At 34.5% G+C, this 13,476-nt stretch carries 10 protein-coding genes and 3 tRNA genes; 12 read left to right on the top strand and 1 reads right to left on the bottom strand.

Features of this window, described 5'->3' with window-relative positions; genetic code table 11:
• Window positions 1-104: 104 nt before the first annotated feature.
• From secG to QZ659_RS02800, 8 genes are all read left to right on the top strand, one after another.
• A complete protein-coding gene (gene secG, locus QZ659_RS02835) occupies window positions 105-476 on the top strand; it encodes a preprotein translocase subunit SecG (RefSeq protein ID WP_291721549.1) in 372 nt (123 codons plus the stop codon).
• A 258-nt stretch (window positions 477-734) separates the two neighbouring features.
• Window positions 735-817 (top strand) — tRNA-Tyr (locus QZ659_RS02830).
• A 108-nt stretch (window positions 818-925) separates the two neighbouring features.
• Window positions 926-998: transfer RNA gene (locus QZ659_RS02825), tRNA-Gly, on the top strand.
• A gap of 152 nt (window positions 999-1,150) precedes the next feature.
• Window positions 1,151-1,222, top strand: a tRNA-Thr gene (locus tag QZ659_RS02820).
• Between the two features lie 89 nt (window positions 1,223-1,311).
• Entirely contained in the window at window positions 1,312-2,496 is a 1,185-nt protein-coding gene (gene tuf / locus QZ659_RS02815; RefSeq protein WP_291721545.1) for an elongation factor Tu, read from the top strand.
• Window positions 2,497-2,657: 161 nt separating this feature from the next.
• Complete coding sequence (locus QZ659_RS02810) at window positions 2,658-4,079, top strand: M28 family metallopeptidase (protein WP_291721543.1); 1,422 nt, start codon at window positions 2,658-2,660, stop codon at window positions 4,077-4,079.
• A 49-nt stretch (window positions 4,080-4,128) separates the two neighbouring features.
• Complete coding sequence (locus QZ659_RS02805; protein WP_291721540.1) at window positions 4,129-4,515, top strand: hypothetical protein; 387 nt, start codon at window positions 4,129-4,131, stop codon at window positions 4,513-4,515.
• 132 nt (window positions 4,516-4,647) lie between these two features.
• Complete coding sequence (locus QZ659_RS02800) at window positions 4,648-7,059, top strand: BamA/TamA family outer membrane protein (RefSeq protein ID WP_291721537.1); 2,412 nt, start codon at window positions 4,648-4,650, stop codon at window positions 7,057-7,059.
• Window positions 7,060-7,156: 97 nt separating this feature from the next.
• Here the strand turns inward: QZ659_RS02800 and recA are convergent, their stop codons facing one another.
• On the bottom strand, window positions 7,157-8,308 hold the full coding sequence (gene recA, locus QZ659_RS02795; protein WP_291721534.1) for a recombinase RecA: 1,152 nt from the start codon (window positions 8,306-8,308) through the stop codon (window positions 7,157-7,159).
• Window positions 8,309-8,699: 391 nt separating this feature from the next.
• On the opposite strand from recA, the gene QZ659_RS02790 reads away from it, so the two are divergent.
• The 4 genes from QZ659_RS02790 (at window position 8,700) to QZ659_RS02775 (ending at window position 13,458) form a co-directional block, all read left to right on the top strand.
• Entirely contained in the window at window positions 8,700-9,407 is a 708-nt protein-coding gene (locus QZ659_RS02790; RefSeq protein WP_291721531.1) for a hypothetical protein, read from the top strand.
• A 343-nt stretch (window positions 9,408-9,750) separates the two neighbouring features.
• On the top strand, window positions 9,751-10,383 hold the full coding sequence (locus QZ659_RS02785; protein ID WP_291721528.1) for a TetR/AcrR family transcriptional regulator: 633 nt from the start codon (window positions 9,751-9,753) through the stop codon (window positions 10,381-10,383).
• A gap of 137 nt (window positions 10,384-10,520) precedes the next feature.
• The gene (locus QZ659_RS02780; protein ID WP_291721525.1) at window positions 10,521-11,417 is read left to right on the top strand and encodes an SDR family NAD(P)-dependent oxidoreductase; all 897 of its coding nucleotides are present in this window, start codon (window positions 10,521-10,523) and stop codon (window positions 11,415-11,417) included.
• A 232-nt stretch (window positions 11,418-11,649) separates the two neighbouring features.
• Complete coding sequence (locus QZ659_RS02775) at window positions 11,650-13,458, top strand: PP2C family protein-serine/threonine phosphatase (protein ID WP_291721522.1); 1,809 nt, start codon at window positions 11,650-11,652, stop codon at window positions 13,456-13,458.
• Window positions 13,459-13,476: the final 18 nt, after the last annotated feature.

Raw genomic sequence — 13,476 nt, 5'->3', positions numbered from 1 at the left:
AAAAGTAGTTCCTTTGCAACCTCAAATAATTTCTAAAAGCAGAAACATATACGTTTGAGAAAATCAAAATTTGAAATCCGAGATATAAAGTAAAAGCAAAATATATGTTATACGTTTTAATAAGCATAGTACTTTTTGTTGCTATTCTTCTGATGGTAGTCGTACTAGCTCAAGAACCAAAAGGTAGTGGAATCTCTAAAGAATTTGGAGGTGCAGGAGCAAACCAAATTATGGGAGCAAAAAACACTACTAACATAATGGAAAAAATTACTTGGACACTTATAGCTATTGTTTTTGTTGGAAGTATTGGAGCAACTCTCCTTACAGATGCAAAAGCACCAACTTATATCAGTCCAAACATTGAGAAAGCCAAAGAACAAGTTGTTCCAAATCAACTTGATGGAGGAACTCAATTAGAACAAAATGAAGTAACTAATCCTTCTGATCCAAATGAAGACGGAAAAGCAGGAAACTAAAAAGACTCTAACAAAAGGTTAGGTGTTGTAAAATATTTTAATTTTTCGTTCTGTTTTTAAAAAAAATGGAACGAAAAATTATCAAAACGAATTATACAAACAAAGACTACAAAATGTGCTTTGCAGCTTCTTTAAACGAGGTAACAAAAAAATAATTCATTTTTTTTACTCAAAAATTTGGATTGTAAAAATAAAGTCTATACTTTTGCACTCGCTTTAACACACAAACTAAGTGTTAAAAACAAAGCAAATTCAGTTGGGGGGATACCAAAGCGGCCAACTGGGACGGACTGTAAATCCGTTGATTAATTTCTTCGCAGGTTCGAATCCTGCTCCCCCCACAAATAGTTTTCATTAAACTATCATTTATTCATTAGGAATAAATATTTGATTCATATCAAACAAAACCAAATTTTGAAATTAATTTTAATTTCAATCTAAATTAATAAGCGAGAGTAGCTCAGTTGGTAGAGCGACAGCCTTCCAAGCTGTAGGTCGCGGGTTCGAGCCTCGTCTCTCGCTCAAATATAATCTGATACGTAACTATTGGTATTTTTTATAGCAGCATTAGATAACACTAATTGAATACAAACTTTTCACTATGTTCTGATTTTAAAATTTTCAAAATTTTAAATAAAGATAATAGAGTATGGAAAGTTTGTATAGTGCTATAAGCCGATGTAGCTCAGGGGTAGAGCGCTTCCTTGGTAAGGAAGAGGTCGTGGGTTCAATTCCCATCGTTGGCTCTATGAAAGCTCTAGTGTATCAAGACTATATTTTATTTTAAGAATTATCTTTTCATACTATTCTCATACTATTTTAAATCTTTGTTAAGATGGCTAAGGAAACCTTCAACCGAGCGAAACCTCACGTAAACATCGGAACTATTGGTCACGTTGACCACGGTAAAACTACTTTAACTGCAGCAATTACAAAAGTATTAGCAGACGCAGGTCACTCTGCTGCTCGTAGTTTTGATTCAATTGACAACGCTCCTGAAGAAAAAGAGCGTGGTATCACTATCAACACTTCTCACGTAGAGTACGAAACTGAAAATCGTCACTACGCTCACGTAGACTGTCCAGGTCACGCCGATTATGTTAAAAACATGGTTACAGGTGCTGCTCAAATGGACGGTGCTATCCTAGTAGTAGCTGCTACTGATGGTCCTATGCCTCAAACTCGTGAACACATCCTTTTAGCTCGCCAAGTTGGTGTACCTGCTATCGTTGTTTTCATGAACAAAGTAGATATGGTAGATGACGAAGAACTTTTAGAGCTTGTAGAAATGGAAATTCGTGAGCTTTTGAGCTTCTACGAATTTGACGGTGACAACATCCCTGTTGTTCAAGGTTCTGCACTTGGTGCATTGAACGGCGAAGGCAAGTGGGTTGATACTGTTCTTTCTCTTATGTCTTCTGTTGATGAAGGTATTCCATTGCCTCCTCGTATTACTGACAAGCCTTTCTTGATGCCAGTTGAGGACGTATTCTCTATCACAGGTCGTGGTACTGTTGCTACTGGTCGTGTAGAGCGTGGTGCTATCAAAGTAGGTGAGCCAGTTGAAATCTTAGGATTAGGCGAAGCTCCTATCAAATCTACTGTTACTGGTGTAGAGATGTTCCGTAAATTATTAGATGCTGCAGAAGCTGGTGATAACGCTGGTATCCTTTTACGTGGTGTTGATAAAGAGCAAATCAAGCGTGGAATGGTAATCGCTAAACCAGGTACAGTAACTACTCACACTAAATTCAAAGCTGAGGTTTACGTATTGAAGAAAGAAGAAGGTGGTCGTCACACTCCATTCTTTAAAGGATATAACCCACAGTTCTACTTCCGTACAACTGACGTAACTGGTGCTATTGAACTTCCAGAAAACGTAGAAATGGTAATGCCAGGTGATAACATCACTATCACAGTTGAGCTTATCAAGCCTATCGCAATGGAAAAAGGTCTTCGTTTCGCTATCCGTGAAGGTGGACGTACAGTAGGTGCTGGTCAGGTAACTGAAATTCTTTAATCTAACTTCTTACTTTAGGTAAGAAATACGATTAATACATCATATATAAAATGACATTATTTTCTTTTGAAAGTAATGTCATTTTTTTTATTATATTTCTACTATGAAACGACTATTTTATCTCCGTTTGGCTCTTTATGCTTAAAAAATACTAACCCAAAATGAAACTCTACCAATTCCCTTTATTATCTATACTATTTTTTTGTACATTCATTTCTACTTCATTATTTGCTCAAAATACCACTTCAAGCCCAGAATATGACTCAAAAGTCTATGATATCATAGAAAATATCTCTACTGAAAATGTAGAAAGCCACGTCAGAAAATTAGCCGATTTTGGCACTCGTCATACGCTTTCAGATACGATTTCTGAAACTCGTGGAATTGGAGCAGCTAGAAGATGGATAAAAGCAGAGTTTGATAAAATATCAAAAGACTGTGATGGCTGTTTAGAAGTCTATTATCAAAGAAATTTATTAGAAAAAGGAGCAAACCAACGCATTATAAAAGATGTTTGGGTAGTCAATGTAATTGCTGTATTGAAGGGAACTCAAAATCCAAATAGTTATGCTATTATGTCTGGAGATATAGATTCTCGTGCTTCAGATGTTACTAATTTTACGATTGATGCCCCTGGAGCGAATGATAATGCCACAGGTGTAGCAGGAATTTTAGAGGCTGCAAGAGTTCTTTCAAAATCTCATTCTAAAAATAAATTTAAAAACAGCATTGCCTTTGCTGCACTTTCAGGCGAAGAACAAGGACTTTTTGGAGGAAAGTTTATGGCAGAACAAGCAAAAAAAGATGGTTGGGATATTATTGGAGTGATAAATAATGATATGATTGGAAACATTGAAGGAATTGATGGCGTGATTGATAACAGAAGTTTCCGTATTTTCTCAGAGCCTACGCCTGTTACAGAAACCGAAAAAGAAAGAAATAGAAGACGCTATTACGGAGGCGAAATTGATGGTATTTCTCGCCAGCTCGCCCGTTATATTCACTCTACTACAAAAAAATATATGCCAGAGATGAATCCAACAATGATTTATCGTTTGGATAGATTTGGACGTGGAGGACACCACCGACCTTTTAACGATGCAGGTTTTGCTGGTGTCAGAATTATGGAAAGCCACGAAAATTATAACCGTCAGCACCAAGATATTAGAGAAGAAAATGGAATAAAATATGGCGATGTAGTAGAAGGAGTCAATTTTGAGTATCTCAATAAACTTACGGCTGTCAATGCAATTGTGTTGGCAAACTTAGGCTGGTCGCCACTTTCTCCTCAAAATGTAAAAATTGGTGGTGCTGTGCAGCCTTCCACAACACTTTCTTGGGATAAACTAAAAGACGAAGATTCTACTATCGTTGGCTATAAAATCTACTGGAGAGAAACAACTGCTCCACAGTGGCAATATGCTCGTTTTGTTCCTAAAGAATTTTATGAGGAAAAGACAGAAGAACAAATTACCTTTGTACTTGAAAATATTGTTATTGATAATTATCTCTTTGGAGTAGCTGCCGTAGATGAAAACGGACACGAAAGTATTGTGAGCTTTCCAAGAGAAGTTATTCGCTAAAAAAATATAAACTGGTTACTGATTACTGGTAACTGCTAACTGATTAGAAATGGAAATAGAAGACTACAACGACGCAGAACTAGATTTTAAATATTTAGGAAAACTAACTACCAACTTTGTCAAGATTGCAGATAACTTAAAAGAAGCTGCCTATCAAATCAAGAAAAGAGGTTTTTCAGATTATCCAGTATTTCCTATCTGTAAAGCCCCACAGCCCATCGGACAAATTTTATTTTCTAAAGCAGATATGCCACAGCTTGAATGGGATTATTATGCTTCGTTTTTAGAAGAGTTTGAACAGAGAAATATCTTAGATGAAGAAGGAAGCCAACGTTTTAAGGCTGCTTACAAAAACCCAGAGGAGTTTTGCTGTCTTTTTGTGATAGATGAGCAGTTTACTCGTTTTGTTTTTGTGCCTTATCCAAATGAAGAATAGAATTAATAAAAGAGAGTTTAGATATTCTGAACTCTCTTTTTTTATTCGCCAAACAAAATCATTTCATAGATGTTGAAACAAGAGCAACGTTATTTTTTGCTTTTCTATTTTTCATCATTCTCAAACTTACTAATGCGAAACATTTTTAACTCTTTCGTAAATCATTTTTCTGTCTCAATTTTCACTACTTTATGCTTGCTTATTTTTTTTAGTGGTTGTACAGGTCTTAGCAAAATCACAAAGGAGAATCCTCTTTACACTGGAGGTGAAATCAAATGGGATAAAAAGGAAGGAGATATTCCAGAAGAAAAAAGAGTAAAAACTGAAGCAGAAGAAGTTTTAGCTCCAGAACCCAATAGCAAATTTTTGTGGATGCGTCCCCAACTTGCCTTTTATAACACTTTCTATACAGAAAAAGAAAAAGGTTTTAAACATTGGGTTATGACAAAAATTGGGAAACCTCCTGTTTTGTTGGCTGATATCAATGAAGAACGTGTCAGCAAACTTGTTCTGAATAGACTTTATGTAAACGGACATTTTCAAGCAGAAACTTCTAGCGAAGTAAAACAAAAGGGAAAAAAAGCAGAGATAGTTTATACAGCTACCGTTTATCAACCTTATAGATTAGATTCTATTAATTTTCCAAAAGAACCAGACCCTTTAGGCAATGTGCTGAATAATGCACAGAAAGAAACACTGTTGAAAACAAATCAGCCTTATAATTTCTCTCTCTTAGAACAAGAAAGAGAAAGAATGAACGACTATGCAAAAGAAAGAGGTTATTTTTATTTTAGCAATAAATTTTTGATTTATAAAGTAGATTCAACCGTAGGAGACAGGCAAATGAATGTGTATATGCAAGTAAAAGATAAAATGCCTGACATTGCACGCAAACCGTATCGAATTAGAAATGTATTTTTATTTCCTAATTATGAAATGGGAATGGAATCACTTGCCAACCCTCAAAAATTAACTAGAGTAGGCAAACTAGAAGGAGATTCTACTTTTTATTGTATGATGGATGGTTGTCAGTTTCGTCCAGAAATACTAGCTCGTTCCATTTTCCTAGAACCAGATTCGCTCTATTCAGCACAAAGACATGAGCAAACTCTCAAACAACTGATGGGATTAGGAGCTTTAAAATTTGCTGATATTCGTTACAAACCTGTGGATTCTGTGGGTAATGAAGGTTACTTAGATGCCTATATACAAATGGTGCCTGCAAAAAGAAAATCATTTAGAGCAGAATTAGATGTAGTGTCTAAATCCAATAACTTTGTAGGACCGGGATTAAATCTAAGTTACAGAAACAAAAATGCTTTTCGTGGTGCAGAGCTTTTAGTAGTCAGATTGGATGGACGTTTTGAAACACAAATTAGTGGACGGACAGCAAATGAAAACATTGAACAACCCAACCAACAAAACGGATTATATTCCTATGAAATTGGGGCAGGATTAGAAGTTTATGTTCCTCGTTTTATCACTCCTATCAAAATTCCTCGCTTGGCACAAGAGTATGTTCCCAAAACAGTCTATCAAGGAGATATACGACTGCTCAATAGGGTAAATTATTTTCGTTTGCTTTCTTCAACAGCTCAATTTGGCTATCAATGGCAAGAAACAGCAACCAAAACACATCGTTTCAATCCTATTTCTATCAACTATGTTCGTTTAATGGATACGACAAGTCTTTTTAATGAAGCTATTGGAGACAACCCATTATTACAAAGAAGTTTTCAAAATCAGTTTATTTTAGGAGGAAATTACTCATTTACTTATCAAAGTGCAGCAGGAGTAGATGAAAATACTAGAAAAAATAAAAACCATATTTTCTTTAATGGAAACATTGACATAGGAGGAAATATAGCGTATGGAATCCAAAGTTTGTTAAGTTCAAGAAAAGCAACTGGCGAAAATCCATACACTATTTTAAGCGAACCTTATGCTCAATATGCTCGTGCAGATATAGATTTTAGATATTATTTCAATTTCAATGAAGAAACACATCACAAAATAGCTACTCGTTTTATTGCTGGTGTAGGACTTCCTTATGCAAATGCAAGTGTTTTGCCCTATACAAAGCAGTTTTTTGCAGGAGGAGCAAACAGTATTCGTGCCTTTCAAGCTCGTTCTATCGGACCAGGTTCGTACATTACCAAAGACAGTACGAGTGGGCTTTTCTACGACCAAACAGGAGATATGCGTTTGGAAGCAAATATAGAATATCGTTTTCCGATTTATAGTGTTTTCAAAGGTGCTGTTTTTGCTGATGCTGGTAATGTTTGGCTCGTTAAAGAAGACCCTAACCGTGAAGGAGGTTTATTTAAGCCTAACGACTTGTTGGATGATATTGCTGTGGGTGTGGGTGCTGGACTTCGTCTTGATGTTACTTTTTTTGTACTTCGTTTTGATGTTGCTTTTCCTCTTAGTAAGCCGTGGCTTCCAGAAAACGAACGTTGGGTAAGAAAGCAAATCAATGTTAGAGATAGGAATTGGCGTAGAGATAATTTAGTATTGAATATTGCGATTGGCTATCCTTTCTAAGAAAAAGCCTTCCCACAGTGCAGGAAGGCTTTTGATATATCAAACAAATAGATGAAGTAAATCCATAATTAAAATTGAGCGAATTAGAGATAGATGATTATTTTCCATCTTCTAATTCTTCGTCTTCAAAGACAAAATCTTCGTCGCTGTCTTCGTCTTCATTCTGAACTTCAGCAGTAGCTTTGATAGCTTTTTCTGCTTTATTATCTTTTTTAGAAGACTTTGAGTCTTTTCCAGCCGTATTGTTGGCTTTATCTAGCTCACGAAGTTGTTCTTCAAGTTCTGCCATTAATGCCTCATCTTCTTCGATAAGAGCTTTTACAGAATCACGTCCTTGTCCGAGTTTGTTGTCTCCGTAAGAGTACCAAGAACCCGATTTTTTCACTACGTCAAGTTCTACTGCCAAATCTAAGACTTCACCTGCCTTAGAGATACCTTTTCCGTACATAATATCAAACTCAACTTGTTTGAATGGAGGAGCAAGTTTGTTTTTCTTCACACTCACACGAGTACGGTTACCAGTAATTTTGTCGCCATCTTTGATTGCACCAATACGACGAATATCCAAACGTACAGAAGAGTAAAATTTGAGAGCATTACCACCTGTTGTAGTCTCTGGGCTTCCAAACATTACCCCAATCTTATCACGAAGTTGGTTAATGAAGATACAAGTACACTGTGTTTTGCTGATTACACCAGTCAGTTTACGAAGTGCTTGTGACATTAGACGTGCTTGCAGACCCATTTTAGAATCTCCCATATCGCCTTCTAATTCTGCTTTTGGAACAAGTGCAGCTACCGAGTCAATAACTACAATATCAATCGCTGTTGAACGAATAAGCTGCTCTGCAATTTCTAAGGCTTGTTCACCACTATCAGGCTGTGAGATAAGAAGATTATCCAAATCTACGCCTAAGTTTTGAGCATACACTCTATCAAAAGCATGTTCTGCATCGATAAATGCAGCTAATCCTCCTTGGCGTTGTGCTTCTGCAATGGCGTGTAGTGTAAGTGTTGTTTTACCAGAAGATTCAGGTCCATAAATTTCTACTACTCTACCACGAGGAAGTCCTCCAATGCCGAGTGCAATATCAAGTCCTAATGAACCTGTTGAGATACTTGGAACATCTACTACATTGTCGTCAGTTAGTTTCATAACTGTTCCTTTGCCGTAGGTTTTGTCTAGTTTTGCTAGAGTTACTTTCAAAGCCTCTAGTTTTTTCTTGTTGTCGTCAGCTCCTTTTGCCATAATTGAAATGTATATATATAAGTATGATAAATAATTTACAAAATTGAATTTTCCTTTTGTCTTCTAAGGATACTACAAAATAAATAGAGCAGAACGTAAGTGATGTACGTTGTAAAATATTTTTTCTAAAAAAACATTAATTTTTTGTTTTCTCTCAAAAACTGTTTCAACTGCTATACTTGTCATTTGATTACCTCTTCTTATAAGGATACTACAAAATAAATAGAGCAGAACGTAAATGATGTACGTTGTAAAAAATAATTTGAAATTTATTTTGAGCGACTCTCTTTTGCTTTCATTGAAGCTGTATCGCTATTATTTTTCGTATTTTTGCAAGCCTATTAGGTTTTGACAATTTTTATTAAAAACAAATTTTTATAGATATAGAACTATGGAAGACTACACGCTAAGTTATTACAAGACATTTGGACAAGATATGACGAAAAGCCTTCAAGCTGTTTTTGATGCTTATAATGGATATTTTATACAAGAAGCTGTGCCAGCATTTGGTAGTGTTTTAGGAAATGATAATGCTACAAAAATACAATTTGCTACCAACGAGCATCAAAAATGTTTTATAGATTATGTTCTTTTAGAACAACAAGTAAATAAATACAAGTCGTATGAAATTTTCTTAGAAGAACAAAAAGAAGCAGAAGAGATTTCTTTACTTAACAAGTTTGTGCCTTCATTTGAAAAATCGTACACCTCTCTTTTCAGAATTGTTGATATAGATGTAGAGGAAGGCATTATTTATTTTGATGATATTTTGGGAGTAAATAAAGGACAAGAAATTGCTATTGTAGATAAAACATTAGCTCAAACGATAGACAAAAACCCTGTCAATATGAACTTCTTGATGTTTTTCCGTTTTATTCCTTTTTTAGGAGATTTTATTGACCTCAATGACGAAGAAGATACGATGAAGGGAATGACAGCGGGTTATATTTACTTCTTTGAACCACAAGAAGAGAAAAATCTTATTAAAGAATACAAAAAAATGGCTGATAAAGTAAGAGTTTCGAAGACTTCTTCTAAAAGACAAATTGCTTTTACAGAATTAGATAAAAAATACGGAAAAAAATTGCTTTTACAGTAAATGGGAATTTCTAACCTATAAATCTACTGAAATTGGCTATATGATTTGATATGGAGTACAAACGCAATAATTACCTCTAAAAAAACTCTTAGTCATTTTCAGTTGATCATTACTTTATTTCCAATAAAATCTAATAGTTTATAGCTTCACAACACCAAAACGCCTAATTTACTGATAAAAAGAGAGTTACAAACTTTATTTTTAAAAAATAATTCAGTTTTTTTCACAAAAAGTTATTGTAATTCAAAACCTTTATATTATATTTGTGTTCATATAATGACCGTCAGTCATTTTCAAAATCATTACAATAAACACACAAATTAGCTAGAATTTAAAATTTTCAATGGGAATAGCAGAACGAAAGGCACGAGAAAGGGTGCATAGAAGAAATGCGATCGTTGATGCAGCCGAAGACGTAATTTTCAAACACGGTTTTTCAGTGGCTACTATGGCACAAGTCGCCAAAGCAGCAGAGTTGAGTAAAGGAACATTATACCTTTATTTCAAAAGTAAAGAAGAATTGTATAGAGCCATTATTTTAAGAGGTTTCATTATCCTTAAAAAAATGCTGCGTGAAGCTATCAAAGAAGGAAATTCTGGCTATGAGAAAGTGATTATTGTAGGAAAGACGTATGTTGAGTTTTCAGAAAAATATCCGAATTACTTTACAACTATTTTAGATTATGAAAACGATACATTTAATCTAGCTTCTGCTGAAACCGAGTCGTTGCAAGCTTTAGAAGAAGGAAATGCTGTGATTTCTATTTTGGTAAGAGCCATCAAAGAAGGTATAAAAGATGGCAGTATTACTGAACAAGGCAATCCATTTGAGACAGCTTTTGTACTTTGGAGTCAGTTTACGGGTGTTTTGCAGGTCATGAAGCGAAAAATAAATATTATAGAACATTATTTTTCACTTACAAAAGAGGATTTACTCATAACGCATTGGAAAATGATTGAGAGAATGCTTAAATAAAAGGTGTAAAAATTCAAATTAGAAAAAATTTTTTATTTTTTATAACTTATTCTTACGAAAATCGTTTAATATAAATTCTTTGCACACTGAGTATTTTACTTAACAAAGAAATTCTAAATCAAAACTATTATATCATCATGTCAAGAATATCAAATAAAATTGTACTCATTACAGGAGGAGCAAGTGGAATTGGGAAGATTATGGGACGCAAGTGCATGGAAGAAGGTGCTTCTGAATTAGTAATTTGGGACATCAATCAAAAAGGACTTGATGAGGTAGCTTTAGAATTTGGAAACAAAGGATATAAGGTTCATACTTACAAAGTAGATGTTTCTAGCTTAGAAAGCATTCAAGCTGCTGCTGCAAAAGTAGCCTTAGAAGTAGGAACAATAGATATTTTATTTAATAATGCTGGTATTGTAGTAGGTAAACATTTTGAAGACCATTCTTACGATGATATTGAAAAAACTGTTCGTATCAATGTTTTGGGAGTGATGCACATTGCTAGAGCATTTGTAGCTGGAATGATAAAAAAAGGAGCAGGTCATATCGTAAATATTTCTTCTGCTTCTGCATTTACGCCTAACCCACGTATGTCTGTCTATGCAGGTAGTAAATGGGCAGTTTTGGGTTGGTCTGAATCGTTGCGTTTAGAATTAGAACAGATTAATGAGCGTCAGAAAACTGATTTACACGTAACGACGGTAATGCCAGGTTATATTGATACAGGTATGTTTAGTGGAGCATCTGCCCCACTTCTTACACCTCTTTTGCAGCCAGAAGAAATCTCATCTGAGATAATTAAAGCTGTAAAAACAAATGAAATTTTAGTTCAAGAGCCATTTATGGTAAAATTAGTACCATTCTTGCGTGGTGTATTACCAGCACGAGTATATGATTTCTTAGCAGGAAATATTTTTAACGTATATAGCTCAATGAGTAAATTTACTGGGAGAAATGAAATTGCTCAAAAAGGAAATTCAAAAGACTTGGGAAGCGCAACCCAAGAGCAGGAGATTCCTGCTATCAAATAGCGTAACACATAGAGAATCTAATTCTCTATTGTTTGTGTTTGTGTGTTAGGTCGAAAACTCTTTCTTTCTGAGAAAGAGTTTTTTTTGTTTTTTAGATTCAATAAATTATAGTAAATTTCTGATTAACTTGAATATAAAACTATTTATATTCTATAAAACAACTTACAACTACTACTATATTTTGAATAGAAATTCTTATTTTTCTAATCAGAGCATACTGAAACTGAATTAAATGAGTTTTATTAGAAAATATTGGCAAAAAATATCTGCTTTTGGGATAGACTCTTCCATTGAAAGAGTAGAGCGTCAGCGTATTCGTCTGCTAAACCAAATCAATTTTTTGGTGCTATTTTTTGTCCCTCCTTTTCTTATTATTCATTTTTTTACAGATTGGAGAGTAACACTGCTTATTTTTCTAATTGGGTGTGGTTTTGTAGTGAGCCTTTATCTCAATAAAAAAAAGCTATATTCTGTTGCTCGCACATTTACTTTTATGCTTTTTTGGGGAACTTCATTTTCTTTTAGTATTCTTTTAGGCAAAGAATCTACAGTAAATGATTTATTTTATGGAGTAGCTGTATCTCCATTTATTCTATATCCTGTTAAAAATAGAATTCGGATTACTCTTTTATTAATTTTCTCTCTTATTTCGGCTATTGCTTTGTTTTGGTTACAAGAAACCGAATTACTCCCTCCACTTTTATCTCTGCCTACAACTATACATTACCTTCTCTCTACGCTGATTATCATCATGGTGATTCTCGTAATTGCATTACTTGTTGGCTCGCTTTCTAAACATCACCAAGAATCAGAAAAAGAGCTTTTAGAAAAGCTGCAAGAAACAGAAAGTCTCAATGCTATTACCCAAAAACAAAATGCAAAATTAGCTCTTACAGAAAAATCGCTGCAAGATGCTCTTAGGCAAGTAGAGAGCGATAAAAAAGAAATTATAGCTAAGAATAATGAGTTACAAGCACAAGAGGAAAAATTACGCAAACAAGTAGATGAAAATAAAATCCAACTTCGCCAAATAGAAGAGCAAGAAGAAGTAATGAGAATGTCTTTTGAAGAATTACAGGAAAAAACTGAGCAGATGGCTGTACAAGAAGAAATTATGCAACAAGCAATGGAAGAACTTTATCATATCAATAAAAAACTACAAGATTCTGAACAACGATTAGAAAAAGAAGTAAGACGCCGAACCGAACAAATTGCCTCCCAAAACAAGGCTTTAGAACATTCGTATCTTGCCTTAGAAAGTAAAACAAGAACCTTGCATGAGAGTATCAACTACGCAAAGCATATTCAGAATGCTATTCTTCCTCCAAAAACAGTTGTAAAAGCTCTATTTTCAGATTCATTTATTTTTTATAAACCTAGAGATGTAGTTTCAGGGGATTTTTATTGGCTAGATAGAAAAGTTGATATAGATGGAAATATGAGAATTGCGATTGCTGCTGTGGATTGTACTGGACATGGTGTACCAGGGGCAATTATGTCTATGATTGGATACAATCTGCTCAATCAATTTTCTAACAAGGCAACACTTGCTGAGCCTCATTTATTAACTCAAAAACTACATGAGGGGGTTATTAATTCATTACAACAAAAAGTTACAGCAAATCGTGATGGAATGGATTTATCATTATGTGTTTATGATACAGAAAATCAGACCATTGACTTTGTGGGAGCAAAAAATCCACTTATTTATATTCAAAACAATCAGTTACACGAAATAAAAGGAACAAATGCTAGTATAGGAGGAGCTTTCTACGAAAACAGAAAAGTATGTTTTAAAAAACACACTATAGATGTAAGTCAGCCTACCACCATTTATCTTTATTCTGATGGCTATCAAGACCAGTTTGGTGGAAAAAAAGGGAGAAAGTTTATGAAATCTAAGTTCAAAAAAATGCTCTTCGAAAATCATCACAAACCTATGGAAGAGCAATACAAAATATTTCGCACTACATTCAATAAATGGAGAGCAAATGAAGACCAAGTAGATGATGTCTTACTTATTGGTCTGAAGGTCAATTAATTTATCTCAATTCATTTT

This window comes from Bernardetia sp., assembly GCF_020630935.1.
Classification (GTDB): Bacteria; Bacteroidota; Bacteroidia; order Cytophagales; family Bernardetiaceae; genus Bernardetia.
The sequence above is the reverse complement of the archived record's forward strand: the minus strand, read 5'-3'. Positions and strand labels throughout refer to the sequence as shown.